Genomic DNA, 21,305 nt, shown 5'->3' on the forward strand with positions numbered 1-21,305 from the left:
TGTCCTTACCTCGAAACGGTTGCATCGAGGTCAAGACTAGCGAACCCCTCGACCTCGGAAATGAACTCGCCACGCACCACGCGCAAGAGAACCTCGCTGAGCAGGTCCACGCCGGCGACCATGTCGTCGTCGCTGGTCAGCTCGCGTTCGTTGTGGCTGATGCCCTCGACGCTGGGGACGAACAGCATGATGGTGGGAACAAGGTCCTTCATGTTCGTCGAATCGTGCCCGGCCAGCGTGCGCACCACGCCATGGCTCAAGCCCAGGCTCTCGGCTGATTCCGCGGCCAGCTTCAGGCCCGCCTGGTCATAGGCCTTGGCGCCCCAAATGTGCTCGGCGCCGCGCTCGATCCTGACATTGGCCATCTTCTCGATCTTGGCCACCCGTGCATGCAGGTCGGCGTCGGCCGCCGCCAACACGTCCGGGTCCGTGGAGCGGACATCCACGAGCAGGTTCACGCGGCTGGCCACGACCACCGGAGAATTCGGGAACACGTTGAATTCGCCGCACGAGGTTATGACCATGTGTTCCTCGGTCGAGTGCTCCAACGCGATTTCGCGGGCGGCGACCACCAGGGCCGAGGCACCCAGCAGGGCGTCCTGGCGGTCGGCGATGACAGTGGCGCCGGTGTGGGCCTGGTCGCCGTGCACCACGAACTCGTACTTGTTTGCGCCCCACGTCGATTCGACAAGGCCGATGGTCAGGCCGCGGTCCTCGAGGGAGCGCCCCTGCTCGATGTGGATCTCCACGTAGGCGGAGACAGGCAGCTCGAAATCGCCGATGGTGCCGATGGATTCCAGGGCCTCGCGGACCGAAACGCCGTCGGGATCGGTGGTTTCCAAGACCTGGGCCGCTGAAAGCTTGCCGGTGTAGACGGAACTGCCCATCATGGAGGGCTTGAACCGGCAGCCTTCCTCGTTGAACCAGTTGATGACGACGATGTTGAACTTCGCGGAGGATTCGCTTCCGGCCGCGGCCAGCATCTCCTGCACGCGCTTGGCTGCGTGGGCGCCCGCGAGCACGCCGTAGGCCCCGTCGAAGCGTCCGCCCAGCGGCTGCGAGTCCAGGTGGGACCCGACCGCGATCCACGGGGCGCCCGGGGACAGCTCGAGCATCGAGTACTGGTTGCCGACCCGGTCGTAGCGGACGGTGAAACCGTGGCCCTCGACCAGGCCGCGGAACCAGTTCCGGTTCTGGCCGTCGGCAACGGTTGCGGCCTGGCGGTCGACGCCGCCACCCGCGGTGGCGCCGTTGCTGCTCATCGAGGCGAAGTCGGCAAGGAACGATGCGTTGTGTGAAGTCATTGGAACTCCTGGGATCGGTGGAACGAGGGGGTGTGGTTAGGCGACGGCCGGGGCATCGGCGGTCAGCGACGAGTAGCTCTGCTTTCCGCCGACGAAGGTCCCGATGATGCGCAGGTCGGCGATGTTCTCCGTTTCCAGCGGGGACTCGGAGAGCACCACGAAGTCGGCAAGCTTGCCGCGGCACAGGCTCCCGCGGTCGTCGAACTGGCCGGTGGCCCTGGCCGCGTTGACCGTGTAGAGGCGCAGGGCCTCAAGCGGGGAGAGGCATTCGGCGGTCCCGCCGAGCACGTGCCCCTTTTCGGTGCGGCGGTCGACCGCCGAGGCCATGGCGCGGCGGACGTTGTTGTCGGCCACCGGCAGGTCGGAGCTGCCCGCGGCCAGGACGCCCGCCTCGAGGAGGGACTTGCCGCGGTACAGCCAGCCCTCGCGTTCGGGCCCGACGAGCTGGGCGAACTGGTCGCCCAGCGGGCCGATGAAGGAAGCCTGCGGGGTCACCGCGATGCCGTGCCTGGCCACCGCCGCCACCTGGTCCGGGCGGGCGATGCCGAAGTGCTCGATGCGGTTGGGCAGCGCGTTGGGGCCGTGGCGTTCCTGCAGGCCGGAGATGATCTCGATCGCCAGGTCGATGGCCGCATCGCCGATGGCGTGCAGGGCCACCGGCCAGCCGGAGCGGTAGGCGGCGGAGACCCGTTCGAGGTACTGCTCCGGGGTGTCGAGCAGGTAGCCGGTGTTGTGCTGGTGCCCGCAGTAGTCCTCCGTGACCGCGGCGGTGGCACCCAGCAGCGATCCGTCCATGAAGACCTTGACGGGACCCAGCGACAGGTGTTCGTTGCCGAACCCCGCCCGGATGCCGAGGTCCAGGCCGCGGCCGCCTCCCGTGCCGTGGGCGTCGGAGGCGTGCGAGGACTGCTCTGCCAGGGCGTCAAGGGCCGGCATGAGCTGGGCGCGGGCGTGCAGGCGGCCGGTGTCCAGGGCCTCCTGGTAGGCGGTGATTTCGACGGGGGAGTGGCCGATCCAACCGCCGCCCACCCCGGCCTCGGTGAAGGAGGTGATGCCCTCGGCCGCGTAGCGTGCGGTTGCCGCGTCGAGCGCTCCGACGATCTGCTCCACCGAGTACGGCAGCAGCAGCTTCTGGATGAGTCCCTGCGCCGATTCCTCGACCAGGCCGGTCGGGTTGCCGTTCGCGTCGCGGACCACGGCGCCGCCCACGGGGTTGGCGAAGTCCCCGGCCAGGGCGCCGGCCAGGCGCAGCGTGGCGGTGTTGGTGATCGAGGCGTGCCCGGAGACATGGCGCAGGTACAGCGGGCGGTCCCCGGTGATCTCGTCGAGCCGCTTGATGTCGGGGAACCGGCCGTCGTGGTGCTTGTGGTTGAACCCGGTGCCGTTGAGCCACACGCCGGGCCGGTCCTCCAACCGCAGCATCTCGGATTCGAGCAGGGCATAGAGTTCTTCCAGCCCGCGTGCGGGGGAGAGGTCCAGCGCCGCCAGACCCAGCCCCCACCAGGTGGTGTGGCAGTGGGCGTCAATGAAGCCCGGGGTGATGGCCGCATCGCCGAAGTCCTCGGTGCGGTCGGCGGTGCAGCCGGCGAGTTCCTCGTCGAAGCCGACGATCCGCCCGCCGATGATGCCCATCTCGCGGGCAACAGGGCGCGCCTCGTCCATGGTCAGGATGGTGCCGGCGCGGACGATCGCATCGAGCCTCATGCGTTGGCCTCCGCACGGTGTGCAACGGTGCTGTGTGCCACGGTGCCCGGGCCCATGGTGGCGGGATCGGTCTTCAGGTGCAGCACGGCCGGCAGCCCGCTGGCAAGCGCCCGCTCAAGGGCCGGGGCGAACTCCTCGGTGGCGGCGACGAATTCGCCGTGTCCGCCGAAGGACTCGATCCACTTCGCGAAGTCGGGGTTGCTCATCGAGGTGCCGGAGGGGCGCTGCGGGTAGTGCCGGCGCTGGTGGTCGACGATGGTGCCGTAGATGCCGTTGTCCACCACGATGACCAGCGGGGTGCCGCCGTGGGCAAAGGAGACCGCAAGCTCCTGGGCGTTCATGAAGAAGTCACCGTCCCCGCAGATCGCCACCACGTGGCGGCCCGGGTGCATGATGCTTGCCGCCACGGCGGCCGGAACGGAAAGGCCCATGGCGCCGTTGCGCGGTCCGGCCAGGGACTTCGGGCCGTGGTGGCTGAGGTAGCGGTGGCCCCAGAGCGTGGCGTTGCCCGCGCCGTAGGTGATGATGCGGTCGGCGTCCAGGGCCGCCTCGAGGGATTCGAACGCCAGCCCCAGGTCGACGCCGGTGCCGCCGTCGGAACCGGGGAGCGTGAAGTCCAGCTGCTCTTGGCGCAGCCTGTCCATCCACGCGGCGCTTCGGGTGCCGCGGACCTGGTCGCCGGCGGGAAGGGCCGCGACGAACTGGGCGGGGCCGATGCCCAGGTGCGCGTCGATGCGCCCGGCATGGCCGGTCAGCTCGGCGTCGGGGGAAACCACGATCGTCGGGGTGTCCAGCGCCGCCTTGTAGCCCTCGGAGAGCACGTCGCCGCGGGTGCAGCCGATGAAGACCAGCAGGTCGGCATCGTTCAGCGCCTGCACCGTGCGTTCGGCGCGGCCGTAGCCCAGCCATCCGGCGTAGGCGGGTGCATCGTGGTCGATCGCGTCGTAGGCGCGCCAGTCGGCCAGCACGGGCACGTTGGCGGCCGCGGCAAACTCGGCAAGCGCGGCCGAGGTCGCCGTGTCCCAGCCATCCCCGCCCACGATGATCGCCGGCCGCGCGGCATCGCGCAGCATGCCGGACAACGACTCGAGGCCTGCGGCGCTTGGTGCGGCATCGGGAAGCGGCAGCACCGAGGGGACGGGGGAGGCCGTCAGGCGGACCAGGACGTCCTCGGGCAGGCCAACGACGACGGGTCCGGGGCGTCCGGTGGCGGCCAGGCGCATGGCCCGCGCCACCACGTCGCCGGCCTGGTGCTCGTCGTCGAGCACAAACACGGCCTTGGCGGTGGTGGAGAACCAGCCCTCCAGGCTGAACTCCTGGAAGGAGTCGCGGCCGCGGTCGGCCAGCGGGATCAGCCCGACGAAGAGCACCATCGCGGTGGCGTCCTGCCACGCGGTGTGGATCGCGATCATGGCGTTCGCGGCACCGGGGCCGCGGGTGACCATGGCGATGCCGGGGGTTTCGCCGAGCCGGCCCTCGGCGAGGGCCATGAAGCCGGCACCGCCCTCGTGACGGGTGACGACCGTGTTGATCGTGGAGTCGTGGAGACCGTCGAGCACATCGAGGTAGCTTTCACCCGGCACCGCGTAGATGCGCTCCACGCCGTGGGCTTCGAGGGTTTTGACGATGAGGTGGCCGGCTGACAGTGACATGAGCGGTCGTGGTCCTTTGTGGTGGAGCGTAAAAAGAAGAGTGAGGGGCCCGGTGTGCCCCGCAGGACTTGGGGGGTTCCCGCGGGGCACACCGGAAGATCGTTAGTGCTTGAAGCCGGGAAGGTCGACGCTGAGCTTCGGGGCGATGACGCCGGCAACCGCGGTGAACAGCGAGAGGAAGATCAGCATCGCGGCGGCCGGCCACCAGTGGTTGGACGCTGATGCAACCAGCGCGGTGGCGGCCAGCGGGATGAACCCGGAGATCATGCCGGCGGTGTTCTGTGCGAAGCCCACGCCGGTGTAGCGGGTCTTGGCCGGGAACAGCCCGGTGAGCACGGTGCCGGAGGCGGCGTAGGGCAGGGACAGCGCGGCGACGGCAAGGGTCATGCCGAGGATCACCAGCACGTCGACGCCGGATTCGATGAGCATGAAGGACGGCCACGCGATGATGGCGGAGAAGATGCCGCCGTAGGTGATGACCTTGGATGAACCGAAGCGCTCGCCGAGGCGGCCGCCGAGGATCAGCACGGGGATTTCAACGACCGCGGCGATGATGCCGCCCAGCAGCATGAGCGAACGCTCGTATTCCAGCACGTTGACGCCGTACCAGACCACAAACGCGGTGACGAGGTAGAAGCCGCCGATGCCGAGCATGCCCGCGGCCATGCCGATGATGATCTGCTTCCAGGATTCCTTCAGCGTGGTGCGGATCGGGGCCTTTTCGGTCTCGCCCTTTTCCATGAGTTCCTTGAAGACCGGGGACTCGTCGAGGCGGCTGCGGATGTACAGGGCAACCAGCAGCATCGGGATGGCTGCCAGGAACGGGATGCGCCAGCCCCAGGCGTCGAAGCTTTCCTTGGAGAAGAACACCGTCATCAGGAAGAAGCCGCCGGAGGAGAGGATGGTGCCGATCGGCGAGCCGATCTGCGGCAGGGCCGCGTAACGGGCGCGACGGTGCAGCGGGGCGTTTTCCACGACGATGGTCATGGCGCCCGACCACTCGCCACCGACGAACAAGCCCTGGGCGATGCGGAGGAACACCAGCAGGATCGGGGCGGCGATCCCAATGGCGGCGTAGGTCGGCAGCAGGCCGATCAGGCCGGTGATGATGCCGATGCCGACGATGGTGACCATGAGCGTCTTGCGGCGCCCGATCTTGTCACCCATCACGCCGAAGATCATTCCGCCGATCGGGCGGGCCACGAGTCCCACGCCGAACGTGGCGAAGGCTGCCATCGCTGCCGCTGTCGCATTCTGGCTTGCGAAGAACTGGACGTTGAACACCAGGGCCGCGGCGGCGCTGAAGAGGAAGAAGTCGTACCATTCCATGGCGGTGCCGATGAGGGCGCCGACGGCGACCTTGGTGGCCTCCTTGTCGGAGATCTGCCGTGTGGCGCCTGCTTCGAATGTTGCAGTGTGGGTCATGGGATTTTTTCTGCCTGATCTCAAGGGCGGGAATTGCTCACGCATTGCCGCCGGTACTTGGGGACAACCATCATCTTGCCAAGGAAGGGACGTGTCCGGGCACACGTTTTCCAACGAGTTCCACGCCACAAACGGTGCAAATGCACATATTATGGGGTGATGTTAACGCCACGTTTCCAAAAGAGCGCGCAAAACGTGCAATTCGATGATGCACGACGGTGGGCTGACCTGCTGGAAAAGCTGGACGTCGGGGAATTGACCGACGAATTCATCGCCCGGGTGACCGGCATCCCCATCTATGCAAAGGCGCCGTTGCCGCTGAGCGAAATCAGGCGCACCGGACGGGCCTCCTTCGAGGCGTTGATCAGGGCCATGAAGGACACCGACGACGCACCGGACTTCCTGCGCGCCCGCAAGGCCATCGCCATGGACGTCGGGGTCTCCCGGGCGCGCGCAGGGGTGCCGATCGAGGCGCTCATGACGGCCATCAGGCTCGACTTCTCGATCATCTGGTCGGCCATCACCTCCATCGCCGGACCGCAGGACGCGTTGCTGCTGGTGGGCCACACGGCACGCGTCTGGGAAGTCGTGGACGGGTATGCGGGTGAAACCCAGCAGGCCTATGTCGCCGAGCTGGCCCGCATCCAGGCCGAGGCCGCAAGCATGCGCCAGGGGTACCTGGCCACGCTGTTCAGCGAAAAGGACCTTGCGGAGGAAACCCTCGAACGCATCGCCGCGGAACTGGGCCAGTCGCTGCAGACCGAGTACGTGGTGGTTGCCGCGATGGGGGAGCAGATCCCGGCCCTGCGCCTGGCGCTTGCCACCGAGCGCGCCTCCGCCGGCGTGTACACGCATTCGCTCTCCGACGCGCTGATCGCCTTCTACCCATTCGACGCACGCGCCGGATCGGAATGCCAGCGGCTGGGGGCCCGGCTGGAAAACACCAGCTGCGGCATGATCACCGACCCCCGCACGCTGGGCGCCATTCCGCGGGCTTCGTTGGTGGCCAGGTCCCTGGCGCAGTTGCTGGAGCCGGGCGAACACGGGGCCATGACGTGGACGCGCGGCTGGGCGCGCATGGCCAGGCTGGAACTCGCGGCCGCGGGCGCGCCCGGACTTGAGGAGGTGGAGCGGGCGCTGGCCAATTGCGGGATCACCGAGCGCCGGCGCCTGGGCGAGTCGGCGCGCGCCTACCTCCGCACGGGCAGCATTTCCGCGGCCGCCGAGGAGCTGTTCTGCCATCGGAACACGCTGATGAACAGGCTCAAGCGCTTCGCGCAGCTGACCGGCGTGGACCCCACGATTCCCGAGCAGGCCGCGCGCCTGGTGGTCGGGTGGTCGTAGCCGCCCCGCGGGTCTACATTGTAGGAATGCCACAAGCTGAACCCATCACCGTTTCCATCACCAGAACGGTGCTTCCCGAACACCACCGTCGTTTCAATGCCTGGGTGCAGGCCGGCCAGGAACTGGCCCGCGAATGGAACGGCTACCTCGGATCCGGGTGGATCCGCACCGCGCCCGACTCCAACGAGTGGCACGTGCTCTACCGCTTTGCCGACGCGAAGTCACTGCGTGCCTGGGACGAATCCGACGAGCGCCGCTGGTGGATGGACAGCGCCGCGGAACTGGTGGAGACCACCCGGGTCGAGCACCGCACGGGGATCGAGGGGTGGTTCGAGCCACCCGGGGAGCGGAACGTCACGATCCCCGAGACCGTGGTGCCGCCGCGCTGGAAACAGGCCGTCAGCATCTTCCTGCCCTTCTTCCCGCTGAGCCTGCTGTCCAACTTCCTGCTGGTGCCGATGCTGAAGGACTGGCCGCTGGTCTTCGCCGTGCTGCTGAACATCTGCATCCTCACCCCGCTGATGACCTACATCTTCCTGCCGGCCACCACGCGGCTGCTGCGGCCGTGGCTGCAACGACCCCGGCGACGTTCCTAGAGCAGCTCGGCGCGCAGCTGTTCCGGGGACTTCGGGGACAGCAGGCCCGGCGCCACGTCGAACACGGTCTTCGCGCCCACCTGGCCGGCGGCGTTCATGCGGTGCACGGCACGGGCGTAGGCAACCAGCACGCTGGCGGTGAACTCCGGGTTGGACTGCAGGGACAACGAGTACTCGATGACCTGGGCATGCTTGTCGGTGGTGTTGCCGCTGCGGAAGACGAATCCGCCGTGCGGCATCGCCGTGTGCTCGGCGGCCAGGGTGGCGGCGTCGATGAAGTTCACCGTGGTGTCGTACTGGTCGAAATAGTGCTCCATCGTCACGATGGCCTCGCGGACGGCATCGGCATTGGCGCCGTCCTCAAGGACCACGAAGCATTCGCGCACGTGCCTCTCGCGGGTGGTCAATTCCGGGCGCTCGCCGGAACGAACGCGGTCGATGGCCTCGGTGCTGGCGATCGTGTACTGCACGCCGCCGGCGACACCCGGCACGCGGCGGATCGCGTCCGAGTGGCCCTGGCTCAGGCCGCGGCCCCAGAAGGTGTAGGTTTCGCCGTCGGGAAGCAACGCCTCGCCGAAGACGCGGTTGATGGAGAACATGCCCGGGTCCCAGCCGGCGGAGATCAGCGCGGTCTTGCCCGCGGCGGTGGCCGGTGCGTCGACGGCGGCGAAGTGCCTGGGGATCATCGCATGGGTGTCGAAGCTGTCCACGGTGTTGAACAGGGCGGCGAGTGCCGGGCCCTGCTCCGGGAGGTCGGACTTGGAGCCGCCGCAGAGGATCAGCACGTCGATGTCCCCGGTGTGCTTGGCCAGGTCATCCATGTGGAAGACGGGGGCGGGGCTGTTCAAGTCGACGGTGGACGGATCCCGGCGGGTGTAGACGCCCGCGAGTTCCATGTCCGGGTTCTTGGCGACAGCGGCTTGCACGCCGCGTCCAAGGTTTCCGTAGCCTGCGATGCCGATGCGGATTGGTGCTCCCACGAACTTCCTCGTTTCTAACGTAAAGACCCTGTTCACCGTAGCCCCTGGGCCGGTGCACCACCTAGACGGATCGGGCATATTGCGGTGCCGTTGCCTAGGATGGATCGGGTGTCTGCGAAAAAGAATCCGGCGGCCCGCGCGCTACCGGTGATCGTCCTGTGTGCCGTGCTCGGCACCGCCGCGTTGTCGGCGCTTGCGCTGCTGCTGGGTGTTGCCATCGACGGGTACCTGGCCGGCGGTGCGGGAGTTCCCGACGCCTGGGTTGCCGCGGCGGTTGCGGCCCTGCTGGTGGCAGGTGCCGCGGCCGTGGCGACCCCGCGGCTCGTTGCCCGGGCCACCGCGGCCCAGGAAGCCGGCGACCGCCAAGCGGTGCTGCTGAAGTACTTCACGCTGGGACAGGGCTACACCGGGGCCCGCGCCGGCGGGGAGCTGGTCTCGCTGGCCACCGATGCGGTGGAGAAGCGCGCACGTTTCAGGGCGGGGTTCAGCGCCCCGGCGCTGGCCGCGGTGCTCGCCCCGATCCTGGTGGTGCTGGCCATCGGGGTGTTCATCGACCCGGTGGCGGCATTGCTGCTGGCCGCCGCCCTGCCGGTGATCCCGCTGCTCGTGACCGGATTCCAGAAGCTCTACAGGACCTCCAGCGCCAACTACCGGCGCAGCCAGGGCATGCTTGCCGCCTCCTTCATGGACACGCTCAACGGGCTGGGGATGCTGCGGCTGAACAACGCCGAGGGCGCCGCGGGAGCCAGGATCGCCGCAGCCTCCGAACGGGTGCGCAGGCAGGTCATGAAGCTGCTGGCCGGCAACCAGCTGGTGCTGCTGGTCATCGATGCGACGTTCGCGCTGGGGCTGATCACCGGTTCCGTGGTGCTTGCGGGCTGGCGGATGGGCGGCGGGCACATCAGCCCCGGCCAGGCGGTGGCCATGGTCCTGCTGAGCACCCTGATGCTCCAGCCCGTCGCGTTCGTCGGCGGCTTCTTCTACATCGGCATGACCGGCCGGGCCGCGGAAAGGGAAATCACCGGGCTGCTGGACACCGATCCGGGGATTGCGACCGAGGTCGCGCCGGGCGAGGGGGAGGCCCCGGGTCATGCCGGAGGGCTGGCCGTCGAGAACCTCAGCGCCGGCTACGGCGGGCGGCCCGTGCTGCAGGGGGTGTCGCTCCAATTCCCGGCGGGCTCCCACACCGCGGTGATCGGTGCTTCCGGGTCGGGAAAGACGACGCTGGTCCGGGTGCTGCAGGGACAGCTGACGCCCGCCCACGGGGCGGTGCATGACGGTTCCGGAAACACGCTTGGCCCGCTGCAGCTGCGGGCCGCAAGCGCGGTGCTTGACCAGGGCGCCGGGTTGCTGGGCGGCACCGTGGCCCACAACCTGCGCGTGGGACGGCCGGACGCCACCGACGGGGAACTGCGCAAGGTTTTGGGTCGGGTGGGCCTGGAGGCGCTGGGGCTCGAGACCCCGGTGGGGGAGGCCGGCCACGGGCTCTCCGGCGGCCAGGCCCAGCGGCTGGGCCTGGCCCGCGCGCTGCTGGCCGCAAGGCCCGTGCTGATCATCGACGAGCCGACCTCCGACCTGGACCCCGACACCGAGGCCCGGGTGTTGGAGACCCTCGCGTCGGCCACGGGGGAGAAGACCACCATCACCGTCACGCACCGGCTGGGGCTGCTCTCCGGCTGCGACAGGGTCGCGGTGCTGGAGCACGGGCGGGTCGTCGAGGCTGGTCCGCTGGATCAGGTGCTTGCCGCCGGCGGCTACCTGGCCGCCGCGCTTGCCGCCTCCCGCGCCGGAACCGATTCGAACCCGCGGGGGGACGCATGAAACACAGGCACTTGGTCATCTGGCTGCTGCGCACCTGCCGCGGCGTGCTGGGCCCGCTGGGCCTGGCCGGCGCGTTGGGCATCGCCCACAAACTCAGCAACCTTGCGCTCTACCTGGTGGCGGGCTTCGCCCTGGGGCAGGGTGCCCAGGCGGTGCTTTCCGGCGGGCAGCCGCCGTCGCTCTGGCCGGTGGCGGCCTGGCTGGCGGGCCTCTCGCTGCTGAAGGGCGCGCTGCGCTACGGCGAGCAGTACTTCGGACACAAGGTCGCGTTCAAGGCGTTGGCGCTGCTGCGCAACGAGCTCTATGCGGCGCTCGCCCCGCAGGCGCCGTTCAACGCGCGCACCCGGGCCAGCGGCGACATGCTCACCCGCGCCACCCGCGACATCGACAGGGTGGAGGTCTTCTTCGCCCACACGATCCCGCCGCTGCTCGCCGCCCTGGTGGTCCCGGTGGCCGTCGTCGTCTCGGCGGGAATCCTTGCCGGTCCGGCGCTCGCCGGGATCCTTGCCGCGGGGTTGCTGCTCACCGGCCTGGTTGTGCCCCTGCTGGGGCTGCGAACCACGCGCGCGGCGGCGCGGGAGGCGACCGCGGCCCGCGCCCGCATTGCCCAGCACGTGAGCGAGTCCGTGCGGGCCGCCGGGACCATCGTCGCCTTCGGCCACGAACGGCCGCGGGCGGCAGAGCTCGCGGAACTGGATGCCGCGCTGGGCGCGGCGCTGGCCCGCGGAGCCGCGGCCGCATCCTGGCGGGCGGGCCTGAAGGCCGTCCTGCCGTGGGGGACCGCGGTCCTGTTGTGTCTGGCCGGGTTGGGCCAGGTGGCGGGCGGGAGCCTGGGCCTGGTCGAATTCCTGTGCCTGCTGCTGGTCGCCGTTCCGGCGTTCGGGCCGGTGCTTGAGGTCGACGGCTTTGTGTCCGGGCTTCAGGATTCCTTCGCCTCCGCCGAGCGGCTGCATGCGCTGGTGCACCGGGCCCCGGCCGTGGCCGACCCGGAGCACCCGGTGGCGCTGCCCGACGGCCCGCTGGACCTGGAGGTGCGGGACGCCGGCCTGGTACTGGAGGGCGAATCCGGCCCGGTGGCCGTGCTGGAGTCGCTGGACCTGTCGGTTCCCGCGGGAGGGTCGCTGGCCGTGGTGGGCGGGTCGGGCTCGGGCAAGTCGACGCTTGCGGCCCTGCTGGTGCGCGCACTGGACCCGGGAACGGGAACCGTCTTGCTGGGGCAACGCGACGTGCGCGACGCGGCGCTCAAGGACGTCCGCGGGGCGATCGCCATGGTCTCCCAGCGCGAGCACCTCATGCGCGGCACGCTGCGTTCCAACCTGCTGGTCGCCAATCCCCGGGCCGGCGACGACGAACTGCGCATCGCCTGCCAACGGGCTGGGCTGGGGGAGTGGCTGGCGGCCCAGCCGAAGGGGCTGGACGCGCCCCTGGGCGAGCGCGGCGGCAGGGTTTCCGGCGGACAGGCCCAGCGGATCGCCCTGGCCAGGGCCTTCGTGAAGGACGCGCGGGTGCTGGTGCTCGACGAGGCGACCAGCGCGCTGGACGTGCACACCGAGTCGCTGGTGATGGACTCCGTGCGGCAGCTGGCGGCCGAGGGCCGCACCGTGGTGGTCATTGCGCACCGCATGCGCACCGTCCTGTGGGTCGATCAAATCGCGGTGCTGGACGGCGGGCGGCTGGTCGAATCCGGTGCCCCGGCCGAGCTGGCGCGGCGCGAACACGGGCGCTTTGCCGCGCTGTTGCGCCGCGAACGCGAGTCGCTCGGGGAGTAGGGCAAACGGCAGTGCCCCGCCGAATTCTCGGCGGGGCACTGCGTCATTTCCGGGTGTTAGCCGCGCAGATGGCGGCGGTTGCGGAGCATGAGCACGGCCGGGATCAGCAGCAGCGCCAGCGGGATGAGCAGCAGGGCCGCGCTGGGCCCGGTGCTGATCTTTGCGGCCGAAACCGCCTGCGTGCTGTTCTCCAGCTTGGAGGTGCCTGACGCAAGTTCCGTCGAGCCGTTGGAGAGCGTTGCCAGACCCTCGGCCAACTGGCCGTTGCCGTCGGCCAGGGCCCCGGCCCCGGCATCGAGCTTCCCGGCGCCGGCGGACAAATCGGAGGCGCCCCGTTCGAGCGTTCCCAGGCCCAGGCCGAGCTTTTCGCTGCCCGCCTCCAGCTTGGAGGCCCCGGCATCGAGATCGCCGGCGCCGCGGTTCAGCTTGGCGTTGCCCTCGGCCAGGTTCGATGCCCCGTTCTTCAGCTTGGTGGCTCCCGCGGCTGCGGAGTTTGCGCCCGCGGCCAGGGCGGGGGTCTTGGAGGCGAGCTTGCCGGTGCCGTCCTTGAGGGTGCCGGTTCCGGCCAGCAGGTCCTCGGTTCCCTCGGCGAGCTTCTTGCCGCCGGCTGCCAGTTTGCCCGCGCCGCCGTGCAGCTCCTGTGCGCCGGCGGAAAGCGTGGACGTCCCGGCGGCGAGGTCCTCGCCGCCTTCGGCAAGCCTGGATCCGCCGTCGCTGAGCAGCTGAGCGCCGTCGGCCAGGCTGCCCGTGCCGGCCGCGAGCTTGCCCGCGCCGTCGCTCAGGTCGGATGACCCCGAGGCCAGCGCCTCGGTGCCCCGGGCCAGCGAGCCTGCCCCGTCGCCGAGCGAACCGAGGCCGGTGAGCAGGCCCTTCTTCGAATCATTGAAGCCGGCATCGAGCCGCCCGAGGCCCTCGTTGAGGTTCCTGGCGCCGGTGTCCAGCGCGGTTGCGCCGGCATTGAGTGTGTCGATGCCGCCGGTCAGCAGCTTGCCGCTGGCACCGAGCTGTGTGAGCCCGCCGTCGATCTTCTGCGCGCCGGTGTTCAGTGCCTTGGCGCCCGAGTCCAGGGCCGTCGTCTGTGCGGGAAGGGACTTCGTCTTGGTTTTCAGCTCGTCGAGGCCGTCCCGGAGCTGGGTGCTCCCGGCGCTGAGCCGGTCCGCGCCCGTGGCCAGCGTGCCGGTGCCCGTCTTGAGCTGCCCCAGGCCGCCCTTGAGTTGGGCCGCCCCGGTCTGCAGGCCCTCGACCTTGGACTGCAGGTCCGCCGCGGTGAGTCCGGGGTTGGCATTCATGAAGGCAACAAGTCCGTCGAGGTTGGCGGACAGGTCCGCGGCGCCGTCCTTCAGGGTTCCGACGCTCCGGTCGGCATTGTCGGCGCCGGCGAGCAGGTCGCTCGCGCCCGCCTTCAGGTTGGTGGCGCCGGCGGCTGCATCGGAGATTCCCTGCTGCAGCGCTGGTGCGGCGTCCGCCAGTGCCTCGGTTCCGGCCTGGAGGTCGGCGCTTCCCTTGGACAGGTCCGCGGAGCCCTTCTTGAGTGCCTCGACGCCAGCGACCAGGGCGGGCGCCTTCGCGGCAAGGTCGCCAAGGCCTGCTGCCAGCTTGCCGCTGCCGGCGGCCAGGTCGGAGGATCCTGCCGCTGCCGAGGAGGTCCCGGCCGCAAGCTGCTTGGCCCCGGCGTTTGCCGCCTGGGCGCCGGCGGCCAACTGCTTGGCGCCGTCGTTTGCGGCGGCTGCGCCCGTGGCGAGTCGCTGGGATCCGTCGCTGAGGGTTTGCGCGCCTGAGTTGACCTCTGCGGTTCCCGCACCGAACGTGGTGAGGCCGGCGAAGAGGTCGGCGGCGCCGTCCCTGAGGTTTTGGGCTCCCTCGTCGAGTGCCGCGGCTCCGCCGGAAAGCGCCAGGGTGCCGTCCTGGAGTTGGGAGGCTCCAGCACTGAGCGCCCCTGCGCCGTCGTTGGCCGCCGAGGCGCCGGCCTGCAGCTTGCCGGCGCCCGCGTCGAGCTTTCCGGCCGCGGCGTCGACCTTGTCGGTTCCGTCAACGAGCTTGTGCACGCCGGTGGAGAGTTTCGCCGCGCCGTTGCTGAGTTTGTTCGAGCCGGCGGCCGCACTTTGCGTGCCGTCGGCGAGCTTGGTGGTGCCCTGGTGCAGGGACCCGGCGCCCTCGGCGAGGTCGCCGGCGCCGGAGTTGGCCTTGCTTGCCCCGTCGGCAAGCTTGGTTGCACCCTCGGAAAGCTCACTCGTGCCTGCTGCGAGGGCAGCGGCGCCCTCCGCCGCGCTTCCGGAGCCGTCGACCAGCTTGGCGACACCGTCGTTGGCCTTGCCCATGCCCTTGTTCAGGGCCGAGGCACCGGTGGCCACCTGGGAGGAGAACATCGCGTAGAACGCGACGAAGGCTATGAGGAACAGGCCGAGCAGGGCGGTGATTACGGCATGCATGAGAGTGTGCCGCTTGGCTGCAACGTGTGCATTCAACTGGACTCCTTGGGTTGTGCGAGCGGTGAGAGTGCCGCGATTTTTGGGCGCACTGAAGTACGCCGCGTCGCGCGGACGGGTGGAACGGGAGGTGGTGCGATTGTGTGATCCGGCTAACAGTTTTCGGGCTAGCTATATTGAACTTACTCGCGGGTAGGTTTGCAAGTGTTTTGGGGAAAAACTTACTCGCGGGTAGGTTTTTGGCCTCCGCTGCACGGATTGATCGACTCATGGACATGATCCGAGAGCCATGCGCGGCGGCGGCAACATGGTGCGGCCGCCGAGGCGGAGGGGGTTTCATTGGCCCGCGGGCTATGGCGGGCGGGAAGGCCAGCAATTCGCAGGTTGGTGCGAATTATCCCGCGAACGATCTCCCGCGGTGCCAAATGGCCTGCGCGCTCACCGGTGTTGTGACCATAGGCTGTTATCGAGAACCGACCCAGACTTGGAGGAACGCATGCTTTTGGCCCTATTGCAGGCGCAGGCGCACGTGCTGGATGGCGCCGCGAACCTGGCCACCATCGAGGATGCCGCCGCGCGTGCTGCCTCGGCCGGGGCGGACGTGCTGCTGACCCCGGAGCTATTCACCGTTGGCTATGCCCCGCGTAGGTTGCGCAGCGAACTGGATCCGGCTTCGCTGCCCGGGCTTCACGAGAACGTGGCCCGGATTGCTGCCCGACACTCCATAGCCATCGTCTACTCGCTCCCGGATGTCCAGGGAGCCAGCTGGAAGATCACTTCCACGTTTGTGGACGACGCCGGAATCGTGCGAGGCAGCTACGTCAAGGTCCATCTCTTCGGGGACGGAGAAAAGGAAGTGTTCAGCCCCGGGGATCGTCCCGCAACCATCATCGACTACCAAGGCCTGAAGATGGGCATGATCATTTGCTTCGATGTCGAGTTCCCCGAGGCAGTCCGTGCTGCGGCATTGCAGGGGGCGCAGCTGCTGTTGGTGCCCACCGCCTTGGGTCGCGGCTACGAATCGGTGAGCACCACCCTCGTTCCCGCGCGCGCCTTGGAAAGCCAGCTCTATGTTGCCTACGCCAACCACGTCGGCGTTGAAGACGGTTTTGCCTTGGGAGGCGGCAGCGTCGTCGCCGACCCGTTCGGCCAAATCCTGGCCGTGGGCGGTCGGGACGAACAGCTGCTCTTTGCGGAGGTCGACCCACAGGCGCTGGAGAAGGCCCGCGCCGAGATTCCCTATCTCACCGAGCGCCGCGCCGACCTGTACCGTGGCTGGGGTCTGTAACCCGCCCGGGTCTCAGGGCAGGAAGCGAAGCGCCAGGTACAGCTCGTAACGCACCTCCGCGCGGGACAGGTCCATGTCCAGGACCTCCGCGATGGAGGCAACATGCCGTCGCACCGAGTTGCGATGCAGCTCGATGGCCGTGGCCGTCGCGTCCCAGGACCCGTTGGCTTCCAGCCACGCCCGCAAAACCTGAAGGTAGAGTTCCCTGCGCTTGGTCGGCAGCTGCAGCAGGTTGCCCAGCAGGTGCTCCGCCAGCTGCCGGCTTGCTTCCCGGGGCAGTAGGGCCGAGAACGACTGTGGCAATTCTTCGGCGCTGAGGCTACGACCCTCGTCGATCAGGCGGGGCACCAATCCGCGGGCCTGCCGAGCCAACTCGCGCAGGTTTGTGGCCAGGGGGCTTCCCTGCCCCTCCGGACGGACTGGATCCGCCGGTTGGCTAAAGGCGGCCAAATAGCCGGCCGCCTCGATTTGATCGAGCAACTCCCGGGTTGGTTCACTGCGCGTGATGGCAGTGAATTGCCCCTCACCGTGGACGACCAGCTTGGTGTCCATGAGGGAGCGAATGCGGGTGAGGGCATGGCTGGGGTCCTGGGCCGGCAGCTGGGGGCGGGGGATGGCCACCACGACCCGCGGGGCTCGGCGCGGGCTGCCGCCGAGTGAACTGTTGAACAGCTCCATGGCTCCGGCACCCAGGGACTCGACGCCGTCCAGCAACAGGGCCGTGGCCAACTGGGTGGGGGCAAAAGATCCCAGGACGCGCTGGCGTGCGACCACTTCCAGCAACCCCAATGCCGTGGACATGAGATTGTGTTCGGCGGCCCCCGGCTGGTTCTCGAAGCTCAGTTGCAGCACCCCGAGAAGCGGCGGAACCCGCGCGCCCGAGATTGCCGTTGGCCTGATGGGAAAGGCCAAATGGTGGCGTCCCTCGGATTCGCTCAACACCAGCTTGGGGCCCTGCGCGGCCGAGACCTGCGCCAGCAGAGTCTCCAGCTCCTGGCCTTGGACGGGCTGGAGGCCTGCGGGAGCCGCGTAGTGGCGCAAGCGACCGCCCTGGTCCAGCAGTTGCACCGCGGCCTTGGCCCGGTGCGCGAGCACCGTGACGATCTCCTGCTCGGGGTGTTCGCTGCCCACGCAGCGCATGAGGTGCCGGTTTGCTTCGGCGTTCTCTCGCAGCAGCCGGGCGTTGTCGGCTTCCATGAGCTTGGCGAAGGCCAGCCCGATGGCGGCGAAGGGGATCGAGGCGGGGATCTGCCACAGGGGCAGGCCCAGCTCGCGGCAGGCGTCGATCACCGTGGGCGGAACGGAGGAGAAATACGGGTCCAGCCCGAATCCCAGCGCCGAGACTTGCGCATCGACCAGACGGGCAATGAATTGGCGGACCTTGACGGCATCCCCGGCATGCTCCACGAGGGGGAAACCGCTGGTGAGAATCAGTTCATGGTCGACCAGGTATGGGGTGGGGTCGTCGATGTCACTGGGTTCCACCCACCTGAGTGGTCGGTCCCCGGCGTCGTGCAGGACTTGGATTCCCTCGGGAAGTTGGCGCAGGAACCTGGCCAAGGTGATTGAATCCCAGGGCCGGGCGAAGTCGTGGCTCGAGGGTAGTGCGGGTTCGTGCTCCGGTGCAATTTGTCCCATGAGGAACAATTTTAGTTCAAATCGGCACGGCATGAGAGCGGGGTCACAAGCTTAGGGTTGGTACCGGCAACTCCTAGAGACCGTTCAAACGAGGATTCGCAAATGCAAACCACCATCAGGACAGAGCACCGGGCACCGGTCCGTCTGGGCCAGCAGCTCAGGCGACGAAAGTCGATCAATTCCATGCTCCGGGAAGCCGAGGACAATGCCGGTGGCGGCAAGATGCGCCGTAACCTCGGGCTGCTGCAACTGACCATGATCAGTGTGGGCGCCACCATGGGCACCGGCATCTTGGTGGTTCTGGGTGCCACGGTTCCGGTGGCCGGTCCGGCGATATGGATCTCCTTTGTTCTTGCCGGCATCACGGCACTGTTTTCGGCCATCTCATACGCAGAGATGGCCGGCATGGTGCCGGTCTCCGGTTCCAGCTATTCGTACTCGTACGCCACCATGGGTGAGGGAATCGCCTGGGTATGCGGCTGGTGCCTGGTCCTGGAATACGCGGTTTCCGTTGCGGCGGTGGCCGTGGGCGCCGGCGAGTACGTCAACGAGGCGCTGCGCACCTTCGGCATGGATCTTCCCGCCGCACTTGCCGGCGGGCCCAGCGAGGGAGGGGTTGTAAACCTCCCGGCGCTGGTGGTCGTGGTGCTCGCCACCCTGTTGTTGGCGCGTGGCGCACGGGAATCGGCAATCGTGAACACCGTCGTGGTGATCATCAAGGCCTGCATCCTGGTGTTCTTCTCGATCGTGGCTTTCACCGCCTTTGACGCCGGCAACTTCGAACCGTTGATGCCGATGGGCGCCGCCGGCGTCACCGGTGCGGCCTCGATCGTCTTCTTCTCCTACATCGGCTTTGATGCTGCCTCGACCGCGGGAGAGGAAGCGATAAACCCCAAACGGGACATGCCTCGCGCCATCATGCTGTCGATGGCCATCGTGACCGTGACCTACGTTCTCGTGGCGGTTTCCGCCATCGGAGCCCGTGACTGGACGTGGTTCGTGGGCACGGAAGCGGCGCTCGTGCAGATCATCGGTGAGCTGACCGGGCAGCCGTGGATTGTGTTGCTCTTCGCGGTCGCCGCCGTGCTGGCCATCGCATCGGTGGTGCTGACGGTTCTTTACGGTCAAACCCGCATCCTGCTGACCATGTCCCGCGACGGACTGGTACCCCCGATTTTCTCCCGCGTTTCAAAGCGCACCGGAACCCCGGTGGCCGGCACCTTCATCACCGGCGGCATCGTGGCCATCACCGCCGGGTTCATTCCGCTCGGTGCGCTGGCCGAGGCGACGAGCATCGGAACCCTGTTCGCCTTCGCGCTGGTCGGCGTCTCGGTCATCTATCTTCGCCGCAAGCAACCGCTTGCCGAGCGCACGTTCAAGGCACCGCTGTATCCGCTCACCCCGCTCTTGGGGATCGCTGCCTGCGTCTTCCTGATGGCCAACCTTTCGTGGCACACCTGGCTGGTGTTCGGCGTCTGGATGCTCGTCGGCGTGGGCCTGTACTTGGGCTATGGACGCCGCCGTTCCCGGCTTGGAGCATTGAGCAAGCAGCAGTACATTGACAGCCACATCGGCAACCAGTAATCCAGAACCAGAGACCCCCGAAGGACCAAAGAGATGACCTCGATTCCGCAGGCTGACGGCACGATCAACATGCTCAATCCCGATTTCCCGTTCAACTACGACCTGTTCCTGCAGCATCCCGCGGGCCTTGGCCATGTTCCGGAAGAGCTGTACGGCACCGAGGTTGCCGTCATCGGTGCAGGATTGTCCGGCCTGGTGACCGCCTACGAGCTGATGAAACTGGGCCTCAAGCCGGTTGTCTATGAGGCCGACCAAATTGGCGGCCGGCTGCGTACCGCCAGCTTCTCCTCTGCCCCGGAGATCACCTGCGATCTGGGCGGCATGCGCTTCCCGGTTTCCAGCAAGGCGTTCTACCACTACATCGACCTGCTGGGCCTGGAGACCTACGATTTCCCCAATCCGTTGGCTGCGCCGACCGACTCGACGGTCATCGAGCTCAAGGGCAAGAAGGTCTACGTGGAAAAGGAAGGCGACCTGCCGCAGTTCTTCCACGAGGTTTCCGATGCCTGGAAGCGGGCGCTGCGCGAGGATGCGAAGTTCGACGAAATGCAGCAGGCCATCAGGTCCCGAGATGCGCATGAAGTGAAGCGGATCTGGAACTCGCTGCTGGAGGACTTCGACGAGGAGAGCTTCTACGGCTTCATCGCCAATTCGGAGGCCTTCAAGGAGGCCGGCTTCGACCACCGCGAGGCGTTCGGCCAGGTCGGCTTCGGATCCGGCGGCTGGGACACCGATTTCTCGAACTCGATCCTGGAGATCCTGCGTGTGGTGTACACCGACGCGGATGACAACCACCGCGGCATCAGCGGCGGGGCGGCTAAGCTGCCGCACGCCTTGTGGAACCACGCACCGGAAAAGATGGCGCACTGGCCCCAAGGAACGACCCTCTCCTCGCTGCACGCCGGAGCCCCGCGTGGTGCCGTGGCCACGATCCGCCGATCGGATGCCGACGGCTTCAACGGCGCCAACGCCATCGAGATCACCGAACGGTTCGGCCGCACCGAGACCTACCCCGCGGTCGTCTCCTCGGTGCAGTCATGGCTGTTGTCCACCGGGATCGACACGGAGGAATCGTTGTTCCCGGCCGAGCTGTGGACGGCGATCGAGCGCTCGCACTACATGCAATCGTCGAAGACCTTCGTGATGGTGGACCGCCCGTTCTGGAAGGACCGCGACCCGGTGACCGGCGAGTACCTGATGTCCATGACGCTGACCGACCGGCTCAACCGTGCCACCTACCTGCTGGACAACGGCGACGACAAGCCGGCGGTGATCCTGCTGTCCTACACCTGGAACGACGACGCACTGAAGTGGCTCGCGCTCTCGGCCGAGCGGCGCATGGAACTGATGCTGCACTCGCTGCAGAAGATCTACCCGGGGGTCGATATCCGCAGCCACATCGTCGGGCAGCCGATCACGGTTTCCTGGGAGGCCGAGCCGAACTTCATGGGCGCCTTCAAGGCCAACCTGCCCGGGCACTACCGCTACCAGGAACGCTTGTACACGCACTTCGACCAGCGCGAGTTGGCCGCCGAGCACCGCGGGATCTTCTTGACGGGCGACGATGTTTCCTGGACGGCGGGCTGGGCCGAGGGCGCGGTGACGACCGGGCTGAACGCCGTGTGGGGCGTGATGAAGCACTTGGGCGGCGAAGACGCGGCGGAGAACCCCGGTCCGGGTCAATTCCTCGCCGAGCTTGGTCCGCTCAAGCTCGAAGATTCCTCGCCGGTCAACGTCTAGGGACCGAACCGGTGGACGCCGCGGTCAACCGCGG

General features: G+C 68.1%; 14 protein-coding genes. 7 read left to right on the plus strand and 7 right to left on the minus strand.

The window, feature by feature from the left end; all coding sequences use genetic code 11:
* Positions 1–5 precede the first annotated feature (5 nt).
* From ACFY5D_RS19425 to ACFY5D_RS19440, 4 genes are all read right to left on the minus strand, one after another.
* Positions 6–1,304: a M20 family metallo-hydrolase gene (locus tag ACFY5D_RS19425; protein WP_387533746.1), complete on the minus strand. Its 1,299-nt coding sequence runs from the start codon at positions 1,302–1,304 to the stop codon at positions 6–8.
* 36 nt (positions 1,305–1,340) lie between these two features.
* Positions 1,341–3,008, minus strand: a complete 1,668-nt coding sequence (locus tag ACFY5D_RS19430; protein ID WP_387533747.1) for an amidohydrolase — start codon at positions 3,006–3,008, stop codon at positions 1,341–1,343.
* Positions 3,005–4,660, minus strand: a complete 1,656-nt coding sequence (locus ACFY5D_RS19435; RefSeq protein WP_387533749.1) for a thiamine pyrophosphate-dependent enzyme — start codon at positions 4,658–4,660, stop codon at positions 3,005–3,007. Before ACFY5D_RS19435 ends, ACFY5D_RS19430 begins: the two co-directional genes overlap by 4 nt.
* A 102-nt stretch (positions 4,661–4,762) precedes the next feature.
* Positions 4,763–6,085 carry an MFS transporter gene (locus ACFY5D_RS19440; RefSeq protein WP_387533751.1) on the minus strand — a complete coding sequence of 441 codons (1,323 nt, stop codon included), beginning with the start codon at positions 6,083–6,085 and terminating at the stop codon, positions 4,763–4,765.
* Between the two features lie 195 nt (positions 6,086–6,280).
* Here ACFY5D_RS19440 and ACFY5D_RS19445 point away from each other — a divergent pair, with 195 nt between their 5' ends.
* Both ACFY5D_RS19445 and ACFY5D_RS19450 read left to right on the plus strand, forming a co-directional pair.
* On the plus strand, positions 6,281–7,429 hold the full coding sequence (locus tag ACFY5D_RS19445; RefSeq protein WP_387533753.1) for a helix-turn-helix domain-containing protein: 1,149 nt from the start codon (positions 6,281–6,283) through the stop codon (positions 7,427–7,429).
* 26 nt (positions 7,430–7,455) lie between these two features.
* Positions 7,456–8,025 carry an antibiotic biosynthesis monooxygenase gene (locus ACFY5D_RS19450; RefSeq protein WP_387533755.1) on the plus strand — a complete coding sequence of 190 codons (570 nt, stop codon included), beginning with the start codon at positions 7,456–7,458 and terminating at the stop codon, positions 8,023–8,025.
* Here the strand turns inward: ACFY5D_RS19450 and ACFY5D_RS19455 are convergent.
* Positions 8,022–9,005: a diaminopimelate dehydrogenase gene (locus ACFY5D_RS19455; protein WP_387533757.1), complete on the minus strand. Its 984-nt coding sequence runs from the start codon at positions 9,003–9,005 to the stop codon at positions 8,022–8,024. The genes ACFY5D_RS19450 and ACFY5D_RS19455 overlap by 4 nt on opposite strands.
* Before the next feature lie 108 nt (positions 9,006–9,113).
* Here ACFY5D_RS19455 and ACFY5D_RS19460 point away from each other — a divergent pair, with 108 nt between their 5' ends.
* Together ACFY5D_RS19460 and ACFY5D_RS19465 are read left to right on the plus strand one after the other, a co-directional pair.
* Complete coding sequence (locus ACFY5D_RS19460; protein WP_387533761.1) at positions 9,114–10,826, plus strand: ATP-binding cassette domain-containing protein; 1,713 nt, start codon at positions 9,114–9,116, stop codon at positions 10,824–10,826.
* Positions 10,823–12,595 (plus strand): ABC transporter ATP-binding protein, encoded by a 1,773-nt coding sequence (locus tag ACFY5D_RS19465; protein ID WP_387533763.1) that lies wholly within the window; start codon positions 10,823–10,825, stop codon positions 12,593–12,595. Before ACFY5D_RS19460 ends, ACFY5D_RS19465 begins: the two co-directional genes overlap by 4 nt.
* 56 nt (positions 12,596–12,651) lie before the next feature.
* On the opposite strand, the gene ACFY5D_RS19470 is transcribed toward ACFY5D_RS19465, so the two are convergent.
* The gene (locus ACFY5D_RS19470; RefSeq protein ID WP_387533765.1) at positions 12,652–15,060 is read right to left on the minus strand and encodes a hypothetical protein; all 2,409 of its coding nucleotides are present in this window, start codon (positions 15,058–15,060) and stop codon (positions 12,652–12,654) included.
* A 457-nt stretch (positions 15,061–15,517) separates the two neighbouring features.
* Between ACFY5D_RS19470 and ACFY5D_RS19475 the strand changes: the two genes are divergently transcribed.
* Entirely contained in the window at positions 15,518–16,309 is a 792-nt protein-coding gene (locus tag ACFY5D_RS19475; protein ID WP_387533767.1) for a carbon-nitrogen hydrolase family protein, read from the plus strand.
* Between the two features lie 12 nt (positions 16,310–16,321).
* Here the strand turns inward: ACFY5D_RS19475 and ACFY5D_RS19480 are convergent, their stop codons facing one another.
* Positions 16,322–17,947, minus strand: a complete 1,626-nt coding sequence (locus ACFY5D_RS19480; RefSeq protein ID WP_387533769.1) for a PucR family transcriptional regulator — start codon at positions 17,945–17,947, stop codon at positions 16,322–16,324.
* Positions 17,948–18,049: 102 nt separating this feature from the next.
* Between ACFY5D_RS19480 and ACFY5D_RS19485 the strand changes: the two genes are divergently transcribed.
* Positions 18,050–19,531 carry an APC family permease gene (locus ACFY5D_RS19485; protein ID WP_387533771.1) on the plus strand — a complete coding sequence of 494 codons (1,482 nt, stop codon included), beginning with the start codon at positions 18,050–18,052 and terminating at the stop codon, positions 19,529–19,531.
* Positions 19,532–19,564: 33 nt separating this feature from the next.
* Positions 19,565–21,271 carry a flavin monoamine oxidase family protein gene (locus ACFY5D_RS19490; RefSeq protein WP_387533772.1) on the plus strand — a complete coding sequence of 569 codons (1,707 nt, stop codon included), beginning with the start codon at positions 19,565–19,567 and terminating at the stop codon, positions 21,269–21,271.
* Positions 21,272–21,305 lie beyond the last annotated feature (34 nt).

The sequence above is a fragment of the Paeniglutamicibacter sp. NPDC012692 genome, assembly GCF_042901625.1.
In the GTDB taxonomy this organism is placed as follows: Bacteria; Actinomycetota; Actinomycetes; order Actinomycetales; family Micrococcaceae; genus Paeniglutamicibacter.

Bases quoted from the DNA above. Each gene is read 5' to 3' on its own strand.
- ACFY5D_RS19425 (WP_387533746.1), bottom strand. From the start codon at position 1,304: ATGACTTCACACAACGCATCGTTCCTTGCCGACTTCGCCTCGATGAGC.
- ACFY5D_RS19430 (WP_387533747.1), bottom strand. From the start codon at position 3,008: ATGAGGCTCGATGCGATCGTCCGCGCCGGCACCATCCTGACCATGGAC.
- ACFY5D_RS19435 (WP_387533749.1), bottom strand. From the start codon at position 4,660: ATGTCACTGTCAGCCGGCCACCTCATCGTCAAAACCCTCGAAGCCCAC.
- ACFY5D_RS19440 (WP_387533751.1), bottom strand. From the start codon at position 6,085: ATGACCCACACTGCAACATTCGAAGCAGGCGCCACACGGCAGATCTCC.
- ACFY5D_RS19450 (WP_387533755.1), top strand. From the start codon at position 7,456: ATGCCACAAGCTGAACCCATCACCGTTTCCATCACCAGAACGGTGCTT.
- ACFY5D_RS19465 (WP_387533763.1), top strand. From the start codon at position 10,823: ATGAAACACAGGCACTTGGTCATCTGGCTGCTGCGCACCTGCCGCGGC.
- ACFY5D_RS19475 (WP_387533767.1), top strand. From the start codon at position 15,518: ATGCTTTTGGCCCTATTGCAGGCGCAGGCGCACGTGCTGGATGGCGCC.
- ACFY5D_RS19480 (WP_387533769.1), bottom strand. From the start codon at position 17,947: ATGGGACAAATTGCACCGGAGCACGAACCCGCACTACCCTCGAGCCAC.
- ACFY5D_RS19485 (WP_387533771.1), top strand. From the start codon at position 18,050: ATGCAAACCACCATCAGGACAGAGCACCGGGCACCGGTCCGTCTGGGC.
- ACFY5D_RS19490 (WP_387533772.1), top strand. From the start codon at position 19,565: ATGACCTCGATTCCGCAGGCTGACGGCACGATCAACATGCTCAATCCC.